This window comes from Nocardia sp. NPDC005746, assembly GCF_040630785.1.
In the GTDB taxonomy this organism is placed as follows: Bacteria; Actinomycetota; Actinomycetes; order Mycobacteriales; family Mycobacteriaceae; genus Nocardia.
The window spans coordinates 36448-55263 of the sequence record NZ_JBEXYE010000030.1 but is presented as its reverse complement, the minus strand read 5'-3'; the positions used below and the strand labels follow the sequence as shown (position 1 = coordinate 55263).

Genomic DNA, 18816 nt, shown 5'->3' with positions numbered 1-18816 from the left:
GATATCGGTCTGCCGCAACACTTCTCGCACGTAGTCGAGATGCCCCTTCCCCGCGCCCGCCGCGCCGCCTCCGCCACCCTCGCTGCCCGACATCCTGGCCCCGATCCTGCCGTTCCTGGTGCCCCCGCCCCCGCCGCCGCCCGCGCCCTAGCCACGTGACGCGGAATCCGAAGGAGGACAGCCATGCTCGGAACCGCCGACGAAATCCAGCGCGACACCGGCGATCTCGATCCGCGCCGCCTGGGGCAGGTCCTGCTCGCCGCCGTGCTGATGGCGGCGGGTGTCGGGGTGGGCGTGCTGATCACGCACTCGGCCCGGAGTCCGGTCGCCGACACCTCGGTCGTGAATGTGCCGCGGCCGCGCCACGATCCGCACGCTCCCGCGCAGCGTCCGCCGAATATCGCTCCGGCGGGCCAGGTCCCATTCGCGCCCGGCGTGAATCCCGCTGCGCCGAATCCGGTTGCGCCCGCGCCGCTTCCGGCCCCGGCGACGGTGCGGCAGGCTCCGCTGCCGCCCGGGCCGCCGCGGCCGGTGGACGTGCCGGTGGTCATCGCCGGTGAGGCCGGTCCGGTGGAGCTGCCGCCGGCGGCCGCACCCCCGCCGCCCGCCGAGTGACTCGGATCCCCACCCGGCCCACTAGATTCCGGCGACGCCCGCGAGCTGGCCGATTCCGTAGGTGACGGCCATGGCGATCGCGCCGCCGAGCACCACGCGCAGCACCGCGCGGCGCGGGTTGGCGCCGCCCATCCGGGCGCTGACCGATCCGGTCAGGGCCAGCGCCACCAGCACCGCGGCGAAACAGATGGGGATGCGCCACTGGACCGGCGGCACCAGGATGGCGATCAGCGGCAGCAGCGCGCCGATGGTGAAGGAGACGGCCGAGGACAGTGCGGCGTGCCACGGGTTGGTGAGTTCGTGTGGGTTCAAACCCAATTCGGCCTCGGCGTGGGCGGCGAAGGCGTCGTGCGCGGTGAGCTCCTCGGCGACCTGGCGCGCGGTCTCGGCGCTGAGGCCCTTGGCCCGGTAGATGCCGGTGAGTTCGGTCAGTTCGTATTCGGGTTCTTCGGCCAGTTCGCGCTTCTCCTTGGAGAGCAGGGCGCGTTCGGTGTCGCGCTGGGTGCTGACCGAGACGTATTCGCCGACCGCCATGGAGATCGCGCCCGCGGCGAGTCCGGCGACGCCCGCGGTGAGAATGGCGTCGGAGTCGGTGGAGGCGGCCGCGACGCCGACCACCAGACCGGCGGTGGAGACGATGCCGTCATTGGCGCCGAGCACGCCCGCGCGCAGCCAGTTCAATTTGGCCGAGAGGCCGGTGTCGTGCGGCTCGTGCGGGTGCGGCGCAGTTGTGTCGGTGGTGCTGGCTCCGATGTCATCCACCTGATCAGCGTAATTCACCGTTCACGACTCATGCGGGGACGTGATCGGGCGAGGCATGGCTCCCACTTCCGGGGGAAGCGGACCGTTTGCTGGAACTATGGGGGCCATGGTGGGTTTCGGCAAGCGGTATTGGGCGGTCATCCTCCCGTTGGCGGCGGCGCTGGTGTTGACGGTGACGTGGGGCCGGGAGCTGAACTCGACCGTGGCGGTATTGGTCGGGGTCTGGCTGATCGGCGCGGTGCTGTCGTCGGTGCATCACGCGGAGACGGTGGCGCACCGGGTGGGGGAGCCGTTCGGGTCGCTGATCCTGGCGGTGGCGGTGACCATCATCGAGGTCGGCCTGATCGTCACGCTCATGGTGTCCAGCGGTGAGAAGGCCGCCTCGCTGGCCCGCGACACCGTCTTCGCCGCCGTGATGATCACGTGCAATGGTATTTTCGGGCTATCCCTGCTGGTGGGAGCGTTGCGGCGGCGGGTGGCCGTCTTCAATGCCGAGGGTACGGGCGGGGCGTTGGCCACGGTCGCGACGCTGGCCACGCTGAGTCTGGTGCTGCCGACCTTCACCACCAGTGAGCCGGGTCCGGTCTTCTCGGCCTCGCAGTTGATCTTCGCCGCGGTGGCTTCGCTGGTGCTGTACGGGGTCTTCGTGATGGTGCAGACGGTCCGGCATCCGGACGACTTCCTGCCCGTCGAGGGTTCGTCCGCGTCGGCGGAGGACGAGCACGAGGAGCCGCCGACTCGGCGGGAGTCGCTGCGCAGCCTGGGTTTGCTGCTGGTTGCCCTGATCGGAGTGGTCGGTTTGGCGAAGGTGGAATCGCCCAATATCGAATACGGGATCGCGGCCGTCGGGCTGCCACCGTCCGCGGTCGGTGTGGTGATCGCGATGCTGGTCCTGTTGCCCGAGACCATCGCGGCCGTGCGGACCGCGCGCCGGGATCGGGTGCAGATCTCGCTGAACCTGGCGCTGGGTTCGGCCATGGCCAGTATCGGCCTGACCATCCCCGCCATCGCGCTGGCCTCGATCTGGATCTCGGGCCCGCTCATGCTCGGCCTGGGCGCGACCCAGATGGTGCTGCTGGCCCTGACCGTGGTGGTCGGCGCGCTGACCGTGGTGCCCGGCCGCGCGACCCTGCTCCAGGGCTGTGTGCACCTGGTGTTGTTCTCCGCCTTCGTCTTTCTCGCGGTCAGCCCGTAGGCGCGGTCACGAGGTCCAACGGTAGATCTGGCCGTCGCGTAGTTCGAAGGACGTCGCCGGTGTGGTGGCGTGGTGCCGGGACAGCAGCGCCATCACCCGGGTGCGCCCGCGGGTGGTGACGCCGTCCTCGGTCCAGTGCACATAGGGGTGCACCGGTTTCGCGAATTCCGCCCAGTCGCCGGCCTCGATAGTGCGCAGGACCGCCGACACCACGTTTTCGACAGGCACAGTGTCCACACGCGACAGTGAACACGCAGTGTCCGGGTTATGCGCGGGTTCGCCGGGAGGTCGGGGGTTGCTGAGAGATCACTCGATGCGGCTTCAGGTATGGCCGCGGGCCTCGAAACCGCCTTTCGGGAGGTCTGCTCACAGGGTGCCACGGATCATGGTTATAGCCGTACCGCTCTGATAACACGTTCTAGAATCCCAGGTCACATGGGTCTTCGTCCCGCTGACCGGGACCGAAACGGCGGGTACTCATTGGTAACTTAGAGGCTCCGGTCACACTCGAGGCCGATTTGTTGTAACTCCGGGTAACCATTAGCTTTGATGGCAGGCAGTGTTGCCGATCACGGAGAAGAAATTTGAAGCTCGTCACCCCGCGTCGGTTCCGGCGTCTCGAAGAAGTAGTCCCCCGATGACCCGGGCCGTCCAGAGCCGGTCCGCCGTGCGCATCGTGCGGGACAACTTCTCCAGCACCTCGGTGGCGTCGCTGCGCACCTTCGGCCGCGCGGTCGGCATCGCCGAGGAGGCCGTGGCCGGGACCTTCACCGATATCGCGCGTCGCCAGTTCCAGTGGAAAGAGGCGATCCTGCAGGCGTGGCGGCTGATCACGGTCACCGCGATCCCGGCCATCCTCATCGCCATCCCGTTCGGCGTCATCGTCTCGGTCCAGGTGGGCAATCTGATCCACACCCTGGGCGCGGACTCGCTGCTCGGCGCGACCGGCGGCCTGGGCGTCATCAAACAGGGCGCACCGCTGGCCACCGGCTTCCTGCTGGGCGGCGCGGGCGCGGCGGCGCTGGCCGCGGATCTGGGCGCGCGCACCATCCGCGAGGAGATCGACGCCCTGAACACCATGGGCATCAGCCCGATTCACCGTCTGGTGATCCCGCGACTGGTGGCGATGGTCTTCGTGGCGCCGCTGCTCAACGTGCTCATCATCTTCGTCGGCGTGCTCGCCGGATACGGCGTCGCCATCGGCGGGCAGGGCGTCACGCCCGGCTCGTACTGGTCCACCTTCGGGTCCTTCACCACCACCGCCGATGTGTGGGTGTCGCTGTTGAAGGCCGTCATCTTCGGTTTCCTCGTGGTGATCATCGCCTGCCAGCGCGGGCTCGAGGCGAAGGGTGGCCCGCGGGGTGTCGCCGACGCCGTGAACGCCGCGGTGGTGCTGTCGGTGGTGTCGATCGTGACGGTCAATCTGGTCGCCACGCAGATCACCGATCTGTTCCTGCCCACCAGGCTGGCCTGATGTCGGCTACCTACGTGCCCAAGGGATTGGGCTGGGCCGCACGCGCCTATCGCAAGCGTGGCCTGATCCTGCGCCGGGTGGAGAACCTGGGCTTCACGCTGGCCTTCGTCTGGCAGGTGCTGTCGTCGATTCCGTTGACGCTGAAGCGGTATCGCGCGGAGACGATGCGCGCCATCAGCGATATGACCTGGGGCCGCGGCTCGGTCATCGTCGGCGGCGGAACCGTGCCGATGATGATCGTGCTCGGTCTGGTCATGGGCGCTTCGGTGGCGGTGGAGTCCTTCACCACGCTCGACATGCTGGGCATGGGCCCGGTGTCGGGTCTGGTGTCGGCGTACGCCACCACGCGTGAGCTGGCCCCGATCGTGGCGGCCATCGGTTTCGCGGCGCAGGCGGGCTGCCGGATGACCGCGGAGATCGGTTCCATGCGCATCTCCGAGGAGATCGACGCCATCGAATCCCTCGGTCTGCGTTCGGTTCCCTTCGTGGTGACCACTCGCGTGCTGGCGGGCGCGGTGGCGATCGTGCCGACCTTCCTGATCGCGCTGATCCTGTCGTATGCCGCCTGCCGGGGATTGATCACCTTGGTGCACGGGGCCTCGGCCGGTGTGTACGACCACTATTTCTTCCAGTTCGTCTCCGGCTTCGACGTGATCGCGGCGGTGGTGAAGGTGGCCGTGTTCGCGGTGGTGGTGATCCTGATCCACTGCTACTTCGGCTTCTTCGCGACCGGTGGTCCGGAGGGCGTGGGCATCGCCTCGGGTAAGGCGGTCCGCGCGTCGTCGGTGGCCATCGTGGCCATGGACATGGTCATGTCGCTGGCCCTGTGGGGCTTCAACTCGGCGATTACGTTCACGGGGTAGGGGATGCCGAATTACGGAATGCCGGGTGTGGCCGTCGATCGCAAGCGCGCGATGACGGTCGGCACGCTGGCGCTGGCGCTGGTGGTGACGGTGGTCGCCGGATGGGCGCTGTACCGGTCACAGCAGGACGAGCCGGGTATCCCGATCTCGTTGCGCACCGAGCAGATCGGTGACGGCGTGCTCGTCGGCACGGACGTGCGCGCCCATGGCGTGGTGGTCGGCAAGGTCACCGAGATCGCGCCGGACAAGCACGGTACCCAGCAGATCTCGCTGCGCCTGGACGATTCGAAGCTGTTCGGCCTGGATGACAGCCTGCGGGTGGATTACGCGCCCGCCAACCTGTTCGGCATCAGCGAGATCGAATTGCGCCAGGGCGCGGGCGGTTCCCCGCTGCGGTCGGGCACGGTGCTGGATTTCACCGGCCGTCGCGCGAGCGAGGTCTACGACGCCACCATGGGCTCGATCCTGCGCAGCGCCGCGCAGGTGGGCGGTTCGGTGCTGACGCCGCAGATGGCCTCGGTCATCGCGCAGGCCGCGGCCGACACCCAGGCGTTCACGCCGCTGGCCCAGGCGCTGATCACCGCGCAGCGCACCATCACCGACAACCAGAAGATGCCGATGTCGCAGCTGTTCGGCGAGCTCGGCCCGGCCTTCGACGGCGGCGGCCAGTTCGCGGGCGCGACGGTGCAGGTGGTGGATCTGATCCGCAGCATGCAGCGTCTGCAGACCGATCGCGCCACCTATGACAAGGGCGTCGCTACCGTCACCGGTCAGCTGCTGCCCGCGTTGGCGGCCACGTTCTCGCAGGCCGGAACTCAGCTCTCCGGCAGCACCGACATGCTGGTGCCGGTGCTGACCGCGCTCGCGCGGATGGTGCCCCAGCCGCAGCAGTCCTCGGCCGAATTGCGCCTGCTGCTGGAGCGTCTGCGCGCCGCCATGCCCGACAACGGGCAGGGGCCGGTGCTGAACGTGCAGGTCGAATTGAAGGGCATGCCCGGTATCGCGGTGCCGCTGCTGGGAGGTGCGCGATGAACGTGAAGCAGGCGGGCTGGCGGCTGGCCCTGTTCGCGGGCGTGATCGGTGTGGTGCTCCTGTTGGTGCTCACCGCGATTCAGCGTCCGGTGTCCGGGAAGACCGAGACCCACGACGCCGTCTTCACCGACGCCAACGGCCTCAAGGTCGGCGATGACGTGCGCATGTTCGGTGTGCAGGTCGGCAAGGTGAAGCAGATCGGCCTGGAGGGTTCGAAGGCGCGGGTGCGGGTGTCGGTCAAGACCGATTCGCCGGTGTACGACAACTCGAAACTGGCCATCCGCTACCAGAATCTGACCGGGCAGCGGTACATCGACCTGCAGCAGCAGCCGCAGCCGGGCAATCGTATCGCCGCGGGCGCGCGCATCGACGAGGACCACACGGTGCCGTCGTTCGATGTGACGCAGCTGTTCAACGGCCTGAAGCCGGTGTTGCAGACCATCTCTCCGGAGGCGATCAACCAGTTCAGCGCGAGCATGGTGGCGTTGATCGAGGGCGACGGCAGCGGGCTGGGCCCGGCAATGGACGCGATCGGGAAACTGGCGTCGTACGTGGACAACCGGCAGCAGGTGATCTCGACGCTGATCCGCAATATGTCGGACCTGTCGGACCGGCTCGGCGGGCGCGTGCACTACCTGGTGCCGCTGCTGAAGCAGCTCTCCGACATCTTCGAGGCGTTGCAGCAGAACATCGGCGGCCTGGCGCAATTCGCGGTCACCGCGCCGTCGGTGCTGCGGCCGATCGACAACCTGCTGCGCACATTGGGCATCGACAGCGGCTCCGACATGGACGCGCTGATCCGGCAGATCTTTCCCGACGCCAAGGAGGCGGTGGCGGTCCTCGGCCGCCTGCCCGCCGTGCTGAGCGCCGCCGACGCGTCCCTGCCCGTCGGCCCCGGTGGCTGGAAGCCGGTGTGCAGCAAGGGAACCGCGGAACTGCCCTCGGTGGTCAAGGTGCTCGTTTCGGGACAGCAGGTGGCGATATGCAACGGATGAGTCTGCCCCGTGCTCTTCAGGGACTCAGCCTGAAGCGTGACGACCGCGTCGTGGACGACGCGACCAAGCAGAAGCGGCATCTGCGGCAGGGCGTCATCGGCGCGATCGTGGTCGTGCTCGGCCTGACCGCCGCCGGCGCTTTGTACGTGATCCCGTTCGGCAAGCACACCTACACCGCGGAACTGTCCGAGGCACAGTCGGTGAAGGCGGGCGACGACGTGCGCGTGGCCGGGATCTCGGTCGGTGAGGTCAAGTCCCTGGAACTGAAGCCGGACAAGGTCGTCATGCGCTTCACGGTGAAATCCGATGTGTTCCTGGGGGATCAGACTTCCCTCGACATCCGCATGCTCACCATCGTCGGTGGCCACTACGTGGCGGTGTTCCCGGCGGGCAGCAAGCCGCTGGGTCCGGCGGCGATCCCCGCGGACCGGGTACGCCTGCCGTACAGCCTGATCGAGACCTTCCAGGACGCGGCCACCCCGCTGGCCAAGATCGACGGCTCCACGCTGAACCAGAACCTGGCGGCACTGGGCAATTCGATCGACGGTGCGCCCGACACCCTGCGCACCACGCTGCGCACGGTCGGCACCTATGTGGACGCGCTGGAGAAGCAGCGCGGTCAGGTCTCGAACGCGGTGTCGGTGGCCGACGAGTACGTCCGCATGTACGACGGCGCGAAGAAGGACCTGGGCCGGCTGATGGACAATGCCAACCTGCTGGTCACCGTGCTCGACGACAAGCATGCGGAGATGGCGGAGGCGATCCGCCTGCTCAGTGACGTGCTCGGCCGCCTGGGTGGATTACAGCCGACCTGGTCGGATCTGAAGCCGCAGCTGACCGATGCCATCACCCAGCTCGAGCAGCTCGGCCGGAAGTTCGAGCCGACGCTGAACGCCGCGCAGGACTTGCAGAAGAAGCTGTCGGACTTGGTGATTCCGGACGGCGGCATCACCGTCGACCACTCGCGGCAGACGGTGACTCTCCCCGCGCAGCCGCAGGTGTGCGTTCCGGTGCCCGGGAAGGACTGCTGATGTTCAAGCGGATGCTCGGCTCGCAGGCGTTCATGTCGGTCGCGGGCGCACTGGCCGTGGTGATGCTGGCCGTGGTCGGCTACTTCGTCTGGTTCGACCCGATGAAGAAGACGGTGGCCTACTGCGCCGTCATGCCCGACGCGGTCGGCCTCTACGCGGGCAACAAGGTGACCATGCGCGGAATCCCGGTCGGCACGGTCGATTCCGTCGACTCCGACGGCACCAAGGTGAAGGTGAAGTTCTCCGTCGACGCGAAGTACCCGGTCTATGCCGACGCCGCAGCCACCACCGTCTCGGATTCCATTGTGGCCGATCGCAATCTGGCGGTCCTCAACGGCGGCAAGAACCTGGCGCATTGGGATTCCTCGAAGTGCATCACCAAATCCCTGACGCCCAAGAGCATTACGGAGACCCTGACCGCGCTGGCCGGCCTGTCCTCGCAGTTGCAGCAGGAGCAGGCCCCGGACGCGCTGGCGCACGGCCTGTCCGGGCTGGACGCGGCCACGCGGGGCGCTGGTCCGCAGATCAACGAGATCGTCAAGAAGCTGGGTTCGGCGCTGGCGCAACCGGATGCCGACATCGGCCACCTGGCGGGTATCTTCGACGCCTTCGCCTCGGTGGGCGAGAAAGTCGAGCAGCACTGGGGCGATCTGCGCTCCATGCTGCTGCGCCTGGGCCCGGCCCTGAACAATGCCAGCACCGAATTGCTCGCTCCCGGTGCGCAACTCATCGATCGGCTGGGTGAGCTGCTGCCCATGCTCAACGATCTGGCCACCATCGCCGGCGACCCGATCATGCGCGCTCTCGACGACACGCTGCCGCTGGTGCGCCTGCTGCGCGCCAATGTCGGCTCGCTCTCGGAGGTGGTGCGCAAGATGCCGGTGCTGACCGATGCCGCCCAGAACGTGATGGGCAACGGCATCACCTACGGTTCGCCGCGGGCGGCGCTCCCGGCCCCGCAGTCCGAGCAGGTCTGCGCCGCGCTCAACGCGGTCACGCCCGGCAGCTGCACCGATGCCGCCAACGGCATGGTGAACGTGCCGCTGGTGCCCCTGGTACTCGGAATGGCAGGTGCGCGATGAGAATCGGACGCTGGAACATCCAGCTCGATACCGCGGCCGCCGGTCGCCTCGGGGCCGAGGTGGGGACGGCCCCGGTGCCGCGTCGACTGGTCCGCGCAGGCGCGGCTGTGCTGGCGGCGGGACTGCTCGCCGGGGTCGGTGGCTGTGCCTTCGATCCGGCGGCGGTGCCGGTGCCCGGGACCGGCGTCTCGGGTTCGACCTATCGCATCCACATCGAGTTCGGCAATGTGCTCAACCTGCCCGCCAAGGCGAAGGTCATCGCCAATGGCGCGCAGGTCGGCACGGTCGACGGTGTGCGCGTGGTGGATTCGGCGCACGCGGGCGGACGCGGCGGCTACGTCGTGGTCGACGCCGAGATCTCCGCGAAGGTCCAGTTGCCGACCACCACGGTGGCCGAACTCCGGCAGAACACCGTGCTCGGCGACATCCACCTGGCCCTGAGCACGCCGCCGGACGGTTTCGGCACGCTGCTGAAGGACGGCGGCACCATCACCCAGGACCACACCCGGCCCCCGGTGCAGCTCGAGGACACCATGGCCGCGCTGGCCGCCTTCACCCAGGGCGGGGCGGTGAACCAGTTGCAGGACATCATCGATCACTTCAACGCCGTGCTGCCGCGGGACCCGAACGAGACCAAGCGGATCGCGCAGAACGCCGCCGGGAACGCGGTGGATCTGGCCGCGAACCTGGATCAGGTCGACAAGCTGCTCAACGGTCTGGGCGTGAACGCGCAGGTACTGCACGATCGCGCCGACTTCTTGGACCATCAGCTCAGCCAGGAGTCGGTGGACGCCATGACCGGTGTCACCAATTCCATCAAGGGCGTCACCCAGATCTTCGCGGTGCTCGGGCAACTCGGGCAGTCGCTGGTGTGGCTGGCCCCGCTGGCGACCGCGCTGGATCCGGTGACGCAGTCCTTCGCGCCGCTGGCGCTGTCGGGCAGGCCGCTGGATCTATCGGTGCCGTCGAACCTGTCGCTGCTGGTCTCGCTGTTGCGCGACAAGCTGATTCCCTTCGTCGAGAACGGCCCGAAGGTGAATGTGACCGGTGTCCAGTCGGATTCGGTGTCCCGCGATGATCAGGTCACCACCGTGCTGGCCGGGCTGCGCATGATCGGAGCGGTGCGATGAAGTGGGGTTCGGTGGCGTCGCTGGGCGGCATCGCGGTGGTCACCGTGGTGGGCGCGAGCTATCTGACCTTCGGGGTGGTGCGGGCGGATCCGTTCGCGCATCACACCGACGCGTCGCTGGTGATGGCGAATTCCGGTGGCCTGAGCGTGGGTTCGCCGATTCTGCTCACCGGCATGCGGGTCGGGAAGATCACCTCGGTGGACTCCACCGCGCGCGGCGTCGAGGTGGGCTTCCGCATCGACGGCGACCGCAAACTCCCGACCGACAGCGACATCACCATCGAGCAGCTCTCCGCGCTGGGCGAGCCGTTCGTGGAGTTCCGGCCCCGCACCGCGGACGGTCCGTACATCAAGGACGGCCAGCGGCTCGACGCGGCGGCGGTGAAGTCACCGTTGTCGATTCCCGAGGTGTCGCGGCTGGTCAACAAGGTCATGAACCAGCTCGATCCCCAGGTGGCCGCCTCGCTGGCGAACACGCTGAGCGCGGCCTTCCATGACACGGATTCGGCCATGCCGAACCTGACGCGCGCGGGCGACCTCCTGGCCGCGGCCATTCTGAGCCGTGAACCCAAGATTGCCCAGCTACTCAACAGCTTCCAGGTCGCGGCCTCGAATATGGAAGGCATGGGTGCGGCGACCGCGGCTGCCGCACCGGCATTCGTGCAGTTCGAGCAGTCGCTCGAGCAGCTCATCACTGCGGTCGGCAGGCTCGTCGAGCGTGCCCCCGGCCCTCAGGCATATGTGGATGGCGACGGTCTGGCACCCTTCCTGGCCGGGCTGACCGAATGGTTGCGGCAAGCCGGGCCCGAATTGAAGACCCTCGCACCCCAATTGCAGCCGCTCGCCGACGTGGCGCGCACGTCGGGGCCGCTCATCAATATCAGCAGCTTGATCTCGCAGGCGCTCGCGTCCACCGGTGACGGTGCCGTGCGTGTGCGGGTCGAGGTGAAGTAGCAGTTCCAGCAAGGAGAAGACCCATGTCCCAGGACGCCGATACGAAGACTCCGGTCGAGCCGGACACCACGCCCGTGGCGCCGCCCGCCGGTAAGACGGTGTCGCTGAAGGTCTCGACGCTGGTGACCGCGGTCGCGGCGGCCGTGCTGATCGCCGCCCTGGTGACCGTCACCGTGCTGTGGCAGTCCGCCCGCGGCGACGTGCGCTCGCACGACACCCGCGCGGCCGACGACCAGCACGCCGCGGAAGTCGCCTCCGAGTACGCCATGGGCGCGGCCAACCTCAACTACGCCGACTTCAACGCCTGGACCGCGCGGCTCAAGGCCAACACCACCCCGGCGCTGGCGGGCAAGTTCGACGCCACCTCCTCGAAGCTGCAGGAGATCCTGGTTCCGCTGAAGTGGACCTCGAGCCCGACCCTGCTGAGCGCGCAGGTGATCAACCGCGACAACAGCCTGTACAAGGTCAACGTCTATCTGAACGTGAACTCCACCAACGCCCAGAACCCCGACGGCGTGCTGACCACCGTGTACTACACGGTCGATGTCGACCCGAGCGACTGGAAGGTCACCGAGGTCGGCGGCATCGATCTGCCGCTGCCCAAGCAGTAGCCGCCCGCGAGCGGTCACGCGGTCCGGCGTAGCTCGTCCGCCAGCCGGACCGCCAGCGCCACGATGGTCAGCGTCGGATTGGCGTGGCCGTTGGTCGGGAACACCGAACTGCCCGCGATGTACAGGTTCTCCATGCCGTGCACCCGGCAGTCGCCGTCCACCACGCCGGTGCGCGGGTCGGCGGACATGCGGGTGGCGCCGGTGGGATGCGCCCAGTCGGTGAGCCGGGCCGGCAGCGGACTGGCCTCATGCACCCATTCGTCCAGTGCGGGCGGGTCGTAGCCGAGCCGGGCGAACTCCCCGGCCACCAGGGCGGCGGCGCGGCGCACGGTGGCGTCCTCCTGGGCGCTGATCTTCCAGTCGATGCGCGGATGTGGCAGCCCGAGCCCATCGACGGTGTCGCTCAGGCTGATCCGGCTGTCCGGGTCGGGCCTCTGCTCGACCATGCAGCGCAGTTCCACCTGTTCGAGCTTGTGCGGCAGGCCGGTGTGGTTGATCAGCCGGCGTTTGGCCCCCGACAGCAGCAGGCCGGGATTGCTGGCGACGGTGCGCGCGTCGTGGAGGTTCATATGGCCGCGCAGCAGGTTCTTCACCGACTCCCAGGGGTCGTCCTCGGCGGGCACTTCCTGAATCCACAAGGCGCAGTTGAGGAGTCCCTCGTCGGCCTGGATCTCCGGTGAGAGCGCCAGCCCATGCAGGAACGTGTGTTTGCCGCCGCGGGTTTTCACGACGTATTTGCCGAATCGATCCCGCGCGGCGGCGGAGGTGCGCGGGTCGAGCATGCCGACCACGCCGCAGCGATGATCCAGCAGATAACGCCCGACGACATCGTGCCGATTGCCGATTCCGGTGGGAACGATGCGATTCGAGGCGAGCAGCAGGCGCGCGTTCTCGATTCCTCCGGCGGCCAGCACAATGCGGGTGGCGTGCACGCTGCGGTCGCGTCCGGCCGAATCCGCGACGCGTAATGCCAGTACTCGCGTGCCTTCGGGATCGGTGTCGATATGGGTCACCGTGGCATTCAACAGAATTCGAATATTGCTCGCGGTGATCTCCGCCGCGTGCGGTCCGAATCGCTTGGAGTCGAACGGATCGGCGGGGTCCTTGCTGATCTGCCAGAAGTAGGGCCGCAGCCAGCGCCGGTCCACCTCCTGGTGCGGCGGATGCCGATCGGCGAGTTCCCAGAACCGGTCGCCGGTGAAGCCGGCCCCGTAGCCCAGGCCCAGGTGCGCGGCCGCCCGGTCCAGATACGGTTCCACCTTGGACAATCCGATCGGCCAGCCGGAGAACGGGACCCAGGGGCGGGCCGCGAAATCGAGTTCGTCGAGTGGAGCGCAACGTCCGCTCCAGGTGTGTGAACTGCCGCCGAGAATGCGATTGCGCGCATTCCGATACGGCTGGGCCCGCGCGGCTCCGACATTCTCTATGTCATTGAGCGCATCGCGTTCGGGGGTGAGTTCGAGGCCGCCGCTTTCGAGTACCAGGACCCGCAGCGAACTTCCCGCGAGTTCGGCGGCCAAGGTCAGACCGGCCGGTCCGGAACCGATGATGCACAGGTCCGCCGCCAGCTCGCTGTCCCGCACGGTACTGAGGTCGTCGATATGCACCGGAAATCCTCCCGCACCCGCATCCACCCCCGAGAGGACGCGCTTCCCTTTGCCCGGACCTCATCGTAACCGCTCAATTGCGCGGCCGGGGCGCATCTTTCGGGTCAGCATCCGCGTTGCAGAAACGCGCGCACATAACCGGCGGACTGCCGTACATACATCCACGACCAGAACAACAGACCCGAATCACTGGGGCTGGCAATCATGGTGATCTGTCCGGAAAAGCACTTTCCGACGATGTAGCGCGCCCGTGACACGTGTGGGGTGTAGGTCACCACGATGATGTGCCGCCAGTGCCCGGCCTGGGCGCGCCGCCGGATCTCACGCGCCTCGCCCTGGGTGGTCCACGGGTCCGGTACGAAGCACGACACCGTGAAGGTGAATCCGCCGTCGCAGTAGCGGTCCATCACCGCGTCGTTCTGTCCCGTGGACCGCGAGATCAGCAGTTCCGGCGCGTACCCCTGCTGCGCGAGTTCCAGTCCCAGGTCGTAGCGCGCGTACGCGGTCCCGCCCAGCACCACGATCGCGTCGGCGGGGCGCAGCGGATCGACCTGCGGGTGCACGAACACCGGCAGTCCCGCGAACGCCAGACCGGTGATCAGCGCCGCCACCAGGGCGATGGACAGGGCGACCCTCCGGAGACCAGTCACGCCCTCGACGGTACCGATCGCCGAGCGGGCTGCCCGGAACGCCCCGATCGGGCAGACTGGGGACAGCCGCGCGAACGGATCACCCAGCCACACAACATGTGTCATCCGGGAACGAGAGGAGTCCGACATGGATCTGGGCCTGCACTACTGGAACTTTTCGACCCCCGCCGAGCCCGCGCTGATCGCGCCCACCCTGGCGCGCACCGCCCGTATCGCCGAACAGGCGGGATTCGCGCAGTTCTCGGTCATGGACCACTACTTCCAGATGGAGTACACCGCCGCCCACGACGAGCCCATGCTGGAGGGCTACACCACCCTCGGCTTCGTGGCCGCGCTGACCGAGCGGATGCGATTGGGTGTCCTGGTGACCGGCGTGATGTACCGGTATCCGGGCCTGCTGGCCAAGATCGTCACCACCCTGGACGTGCTCTCCGGCGGCCGGGCCGAACTCGGCATCGGCGCGTCCTGGTACGAGCGCGAGCAGCGCGCCCTCGGCGTGCCGGTGGTCCCGGTCGGCGAGCGATTCGAACGGCTCGAGGAGACGCTTCGCGTCTGCCTGCAGATGTGGGGCCCCGACAACGGGCCGTTCAAGGGCGAGCACTACGAGCTGGCCGAGACCGTCTGCGTGCCCGCACCGCTGTCGCGGCCGCATCCGCCCATCCTGATCGGCGGTGGTGGCGAGAAGAAGACACTGCTGCTGGTGGCCCGCTACGCCGACGCCTGCAACCTGTTCGCGAGTTCGGTCGAGGACGTCGCGCACAAACTGGAGGTGCTGCGCGGGCACTGCGCGGCCGAGGGGCGCGATTACGACGCGATCCGCAAGACCGCGCTCTATGTCGCTCCGATCGCGCTCACCGATCCCGACCAGGTGCTGCGCGACGCCGAACAGCTGGCCGGGCTGGGTATCGCCCAGCTGGACTTCATGCCCGACCGCGAGCCCGTCGCCTACGCCACCGAGTTCGCCGAGCGGCTGCTGCCGCGGCTGGCCGCCATCTGATTCCGGATTACCCGCCTGGGGTTCGGTATCATCGCGCGCGCTTGGCTTTACCACTTGGAGGACACCGTGCCCGCGAACCCCACCGCCGCCGAACTGCTGGCGACCGTCGAAGCCTCACCGCAGGCGGTCGGCGCGCACGACAAGGCCGCCTGGGTGGGCCTTTTCGCCGACGACGGCAGCGTCGAGGACCCGGTCGGCTCGCGCCCGCACGTGGGCCGCGCCGCCATCGAGCGCTTCTACGACACCTTCATCGGACCCAACGGCATCGCCTTCGACGTCACCAATGACGTGGTGTGCGGCATGACGGTCTTCCGCGATCTGAGCATCGCCACCACCATGTCGACCGGGGTCACCCTGCACGTGCCCATGCACCTGCGCTACGACTTGGCCGAGGTGGACGACGTGCTGAAAATTCGTCGCCTGCGCGCACATTGGGAGCTGGCGGGCATGATCGGCCAGCTCATGGGATCGGGCACGAAGGGTCTGCTGGCCGGGGCCAAACTGGGCCCGCAGTTGCTGGGAAACCAGGGTCTGGGCGGCGCGATGGGCTTCATGTCCGGGCTGCGCGGTGTGGGCGCGCCGGGCAAGCAGGCGGCCGAGCGGCTGCTGGACGCGGTCTCGCGTGGCGATTCGTCCAGTGCCCGTGCCGTTCTGGCGCCGGTGCCGCGCCTGGAGTGGGGTGTCGACGGCGCGATGTCGCTGGAGGACTTCGCCACCCGGGTCAAGGGCGTGCGCTGGGACAAGGCCCTCGCCGCAGGTCATTCGGTGACGGTGTCGGTGGACACCCGCGAGGGCCGGGGCATCGCCGAATTCGACTTCGCCGAGCGCGGCCTGCGTATCGAGTCCGCGCGAATCTTCGTGTCGGCGGCCTGATTCCGGCCCCTCCGGGACGGGTCAGTCCCGGAGTCCGGCGATCTCGGCCAGGGGATTCTCCCCGCTGAACGTGGTGCCCCCGGCCGCGCCGACCACCTTTCCGTGGACGCTGATCAACCACTGTCCACACACGCAACGGTGGTACTGCACACCGCGGTGGGAGGAGATGGAGGCGGGCGAGGGCCAAGCGCAGGACGGGCATTCGGCGATCATCTGCACATCCTGCGCGCGCGAGCGGCACATGACCATGATCGACACGCGCCAATCCGGCAAATCGATGGCGTTTCTTGCACGACTCGCCGTGCATGATTTGCCAATGGGTGCAGCGCAACTCGAGCCGGTCTTTCTGACAAGCCCTGTGGTCAGACCGTTTTGCCCTTGCGCACCGCGGTCGGCGTTGCCCCCCACCAGCGCTGACAGCAGCGGGTGAACACCGACTGCTCGGCCAGCCCCAGCAGCGAGGCGACCTGGCTCATCGGCATGTCGGTGGTGGTCAGGTAGCGCCGCGCCTCCGCGCGCCGCACATCGTCCAGAATCGCCGCGAAGCTGGTGCCCTCCGAGGTGAGCCGCCGCTGCAGCGTGCGCGGGTGGATGGTGAGCAGCCGTGCCACGGCGTCGATCTCGGGGGCGGCGGTGCCCAGCAGCTTCTGGAGCGTGGTGCGCACCCGCGGGGCGAGGGCCGCGGCGGCGTCGCCGGACTGTCCGGCCAGGAAGGCCAGGGCCAGCCGGTGCAGGTTCTCGTCACCGCCCGCGAGCTGCCGGTCGCCCAGGGCGGCCGGGCCCCGCAGCAGCGCGGCCGGGCGTTCGATGCGCACGGGCGCGCCGAAGAACTCCTCGTACGCCCGGATGGGCGCGGCGGGCCGGTAGGGCAGTTCCACCGAGCGCAGCCCGTAGCGGTCCTCGACGAGCCGCTGAATCGTCCTGTGCACGAAGGCCAATCCGAGATCGGTGCCCTGCACGGGGGTGGGCGCGCCGGGCGTGCTGAGGCCGTAGCGCAGGGCGATGACGCCGCGGTCGCCGTACGGGTCGGGTTCCATGGTCAGGCTCAGCGAGCGAGCGTGCACGAACAGGTAGCGCGAGGTGCACTCCAGTACCGCGGCCAGGCTGGTGGCGTTGCGGATGGCCAGGGCCAGCGGGCCCAGCATGTCCAGATCCTGCCGCCGCGCCATGCGCAGACCCAGATCGGGACAGTCGAGCTGATGGGCGGCCAGCTCGAGCACCGCCGCCACGGCCTGGTCGGGGACCAGCAGATCGTCGGTGTCGAGGGCGGCGACCGGCAGACCGCAGGCGAGCGCCAGCTCCTCGGCGTTCCCGCCCAGCTCGGCCACGGTGGCGCGGAATCCGCGCAGGCCCGCGGATCTGATCACCGACATGTCGTCCAGGATCAAATAGTTGTCGCGTAGTGTCAAGAAACCGAATCCCGAGCCCAACAGACTGGAAGCCATGAACGCCGCGCAGACCCCCGCTGAACACCTCGACGTCGTCATCGTCGGAGCCGGGCTTTCCGGCATCGGCGCGGCGTACCGGCTCCAGACCGAGCAGCCCGGCCGCAGCTACGCCGTCCTCGAGGCGCGCGACGCGCTCGGCGGCACCTGGGACCTGTTCCGCTACCCGGGCATCCGCTCCGACAGCGACATGTTCACCCTCGGCTACCCGTTCAAGCCCTGGCGCGACGCCAAGTCCATCGCCGACGGGCCGTCCATCCTGCGCTACATCACCGAGACCGCGGCGGAGAACGGCATCGACCGGAACATTCGGTTCGGCACCAAAGTTCTTGCCGCCGAATGGAACAGCGGTGAGTCCCGCTGGACCCTGACGCTGGAGCAGCGTACCGGCGACCGGGTGGAGCGCCACGTCCTCACCTGTGGCTTCCTGTACTCCTGCTCCGGCTACTACAACTACGACCAGGGCCACAATCCGGTGTTCCCCGGCATCGACGACTTCACCGGCACCGTGGTGCACCCCCAGTTCTGGCCCGAGGACCTGGATTACGCGGGCAAGCGCGTGGTGGTCATCGGCAGCGGCGCGACCGCGGTCACCCTGGTCCCGGCCATGGCCGAGCAGGCCGAACTGGTGACCATGTTGCAGCGCAGCCCCACCTGGATCTCCGCGGTGCCCGGCCGTGACAAGGTGGCCGACCGGATGCGCGAACTGCTGCCCGCCGATCTGGCGCACCGGCTCATCCGCACCAAGAACATCCTGTTCAACATCGGCTTCTATCAGTACTGCCGCCGCCGGCCCGAGGCCGCGAAGAAGCTGCTCACCGGGCTCACCACCCGGATCCTGAAGGACGAGGCCCTGGTCGCCGAGCACTTCACCCCCGACTACGACCCGTGGGACCAGCGACTGTGCGCGGTGCCCAACGCCGACTTCTTCAAGGCCATGCGCAAGGGCAAGGCCGAGGTGGTCACCGATCACATCGAAACCTTTGTGCCCGAAGGCATCCGGCTGAAGTCCGGCACGGTGATCGAAGCCGACGTGGTGGTCACCGCCACCGGTCTGCAGCTGCTCGCGTTCGGCGGCATCGACCTGGTGGTCGACGGGACCCCGGTCGCGCTGTCGGAGCAGTTCGTCTGGCAGGGCGCCATGCTCACCGGCGTGCCCAACTTCGCGGTCTGCATCGGCTACACCAACGCCTCGTGGACACTGCGCGCCGACCTCACCTCGCGCCTGGTCTGCAAGGTGCTCGGCTACATGGAACGCAACGGCTACGCCGCGGTGGTCCCGGAGCCGCAGCGCGCGCTGCGCGAACGGCCGCTGCTGGATCTCGCGTCCGGCTACGTCCAGCGATCGATCGGTGATTTCCCGCGCCAGGGCGACCGCACGCCGTGGACGGTCCGTCAGAACTATCTGCTCGACACCGCGACGGTCATGCGCACCGATCTGAGCAAAACCCTGCGTCCGGTGGCCGCCGAGGAGTTGCAGCGGGTGTGACGCTGGTCTCAC

At 68.3% G+C, this 18816-nt stretch carries 20 protein-coding genes; 14 read left to right on the top strand and 6 right to left on the bottom strand.

All coding sequences use genetic code 11. The annotated features are described in order from the left end of the window. Positions 1–183: 183 nt before the first annotated feature. The gene (locus tag ABZ412_RS33815; protein WP_357288711.1) at positions 184–615 is read left to right on the top strand and encodes a hypothetical protein; all 432 of its coding nucleotides are present in this window, start codon (positions 184–186) and stop codon (positions 613–615) included. 21 nt (positions 616–636) lie between these two features. Here the strand turns inward: ABZ412_RS33815 and ABZ412_RS33810 are convergent, their stop codons facing one another. Further along, a complete protein-coding gene (locus ABZ412_RS33810; RefSeq protein WP_357288730.1) occupies positions 637–1368 on the bottom strand; it encodes a VIT family protein in 732 nt (243 codons plus the stop codon). Positions 1369–1483: 115 nt separating this feature from the next. Here ABZ412_RS33810 and ABZ412_RS33805 point away from each other — a divergent pair, with 115 nt between their 5' ends. Continuing rightward, a complete protein-coding gene (locus ABZ412_RS33805) occupies positions 1484–2572 on the top strand; it encodes an ionic transporter y4hA (RefSeq protein WP_357288727.1) in 1089 nt (362 codons plus the stop codon). 6 nt (positions 2573–2578) lie between these two features. Here the strand turns inward: ABZ412_RS33805 and ABZ412_RS33800 are convergent, their stop codons facing one another. Continuing rightward, positions 2579–2809, bottom strand: coding sequence for a nuclear transport factor 2 family protein (locus ABZ412_RS33800; RefSeq protein WP_357288708.1), 231 nt, complete (start codon positions 2807–2809; stop codon positions 2579–2581). 400 nt (positions 2810–3209) lie between these two features. Here ABZ412_RS33800 and ABZ412_RS33795 point away from each other — a divergent pair, with 400 nt between their 5' ends. The 9 genes from ABZ412_RS33795 to ABZ412_RS33755 are packed head-to-tail and all read left to right on the top strand — an operon-like array spanning position 3210 to position 11743. Beyond that, a complete protein-coding gene (locus ABZ412_RS33795) occupies positions 3210–4046 on the top strand; it encodes an ABC transporter permease (protein WP_357288705.1) in 837 nt (278 codons plus the stop codon). Then, positions 4043–4909, top strand: a complete 867-nt coding sequence (locus ABZ412_RS33790; RefSeq protein WP_357288724.1) for an ABC transporter permease — start codon at positions 4043–4045, stop codon at positions 4907–4909. Before ABZ412_RS33795 ends, ABZ412_RS33790 begins: the two co-directional genes overlap by 4 nt. A gap of 3 nt (positions 4910–4912) precedes the next feature. Then, entirely contained in the window at positions 4913–5941 is a 1029-nt protein-coding gene (locus tag ABZ412_RS33785) for an MlaD family protein (protein ID WP_357288702.1), read from the top strand. After that, complete coding sequence (locus tag ABZ412_RS33780) at positions 5938–6936, top strand: MCE family protein (RefSeq protein WP_357288699.1); 999 nt, start codon at positions 5938–5940, stop codon at positions 6934–6936. The genes ABZ412_RS33785 and ABZ412_RS33780 overlap by 4 nt, the downstream gene beginning before the upstream one ends. Then, a complete protein-coding gene (locus tag ABZ412_RS33775; protein WP_357288696.1) occupies positions 6924–7967 on the top strand; it encodes an MlaD family protein in 1044 nt (347 codons plus the stop codon). The genes ABZ412_RS33780 and ABZ412_RS33775 overlap by 13 nt, the downstream gene beginning before the upstream one ends. Further along, entirely contained in the window at positions 7967–9049 is a 1083-nt protein-coding gene (locus ABZ412_RS33770) for an MlaD family protein (protein ID WP_357288693.1), read from the top strand. The genes ABZ412_RS33775 and ABZ412_RS33770 overlap by 1 nt, the downstream gene beginning before the upstream one ends. Further along, on the top strand, positions 9046–10179 hold the full coding sequence (locus ABZ412_RS33765) for an MlaD family protein (protein ID WP_357288690.1): 1134 nt from the start codon (positions 9046–9048) through the stop codon (positions 10177–10179). Before ABZ412_RS33770 ends, ABZ412_RS33765 begins: the two co-directional genes overlap by 4 nt. Further along, positions 10176–11132: an MlaD family protein gene (locus ABZ412_RS33760; protein WP_357288687.1), complete on the top strand. Its 957-nt coding sequence runs from the start codon at positions 10176–10178 to the stop codon at positions 11130–11132. The genes ABZ412_RS33765 and ABZ412_RS33760 overlap by 4 nt, the downstream gene beginning before the upstream one ends. A 23-nt stretch (positions 11133–11155) precedes the next feature. Further along, the gene (locus tag ABZ412_RS33755) at positions 11156–11743 is read left to right on the top strand and encodes a hypothetical protein (protein WP_357288684.1); all 588 of its coding nucleotides are present in this window, start codon (positions 11156–11158) and stop codon (positions 11741–11743) included. 14 nt (positions 11744–11757) lie between these two features. On the opposite strand, the gene ABZ412_RS33750 is transcribed toward ABZ412_RS33755, so the two are convergent. Further along, positions 11758–13350, bottom strand: a complete 1593-nt coding sequence (locus ABZ412_RS33750) for a GMC family oxidoreductase (protein ID WP_357288681.1) — start codon at positions 13348–13350, stop codon at positions 11758–11760. A 104-nt stretch (positions 13351–13454) separates the two neighbouring features. Continuing rightward, positions 13455–13976 (bottom strand): YdcF family protein, encoded by a 522-nt coding sequence (locus ABZ412_RS33745; protein WP_357288720.1) that lies wholly within the window; start codon positions 13974–13976, stop codon positions 13455–13457. Positions 13977–14127: 151 nt separating this feature from the next. Between ABZ412_RS33745 and ABZ412_RS33740 the strand changes: the two genes are divergently transcribed. Continuing rightward, a complete protein-coding gene (locus tag ABZ412_RS33740) occupies positions 14128–14997 on the top strand; it encodes an LLM class F420-dependent oxidoreductase (RefSeq protein WP_357288678.1) in 870 nt (289 codons plus the stop codon). Between the two features lie 66 nt (positions 14998–15063). Beyond that, positions 15064–15870 (top strand): nuclear transport factor 2 family protein, encoded by an 807-nt coding sequence (locus ABZ412_RS33735; RefSeq protein WP_357288675.1) that lies wholly within the window; start codon positions 15064–15066, stop codon positions 15868–15870. Positions 15871–15891: 21 nt separating this feature from the next. On the opposite strand, the gene ABZ412_RS33730 is transcribed toward ABZ412_RS33735, so the two are convergent. Next, on the bottom strand, positions 15892–16119 hold the full coding sequence (locus ABZ412_RS33730; protein WP_357288717.1) for a hypothetical protein: 228 nt from the start codon (positions 16117–16119) through the stop codon (positions 15892–15894). 113 nt (positions 16120–16232) lie between these two features. After that, entirely contained in the window at positions 16233–17243 is a 1011-nt protein-coding gene (locus tag ABZ412_RS33725) for an AraC family transcriptional regulator ligand-binding domain-containing protein (RefSeq protein WP_357288672.1), read from the bottom strand. Between the two features lie 70 nt (positions 17244–17313). Between ABZ412_RS33725 and ABZ412_RS33720 the strand changes: the two genes are divergently transcribed. Further along, entirely contained in the window at positions 17314–18804 is a 1491-nt protein-coding gene (locus ABZ412_RS33720) for an NAD(P)/FAD-dependent oxidoreductase (RefSeq protein ID WP_357288669.1), read from the top strand. Positions 18805–18816 lie beyond the last annotated feature (12 nt).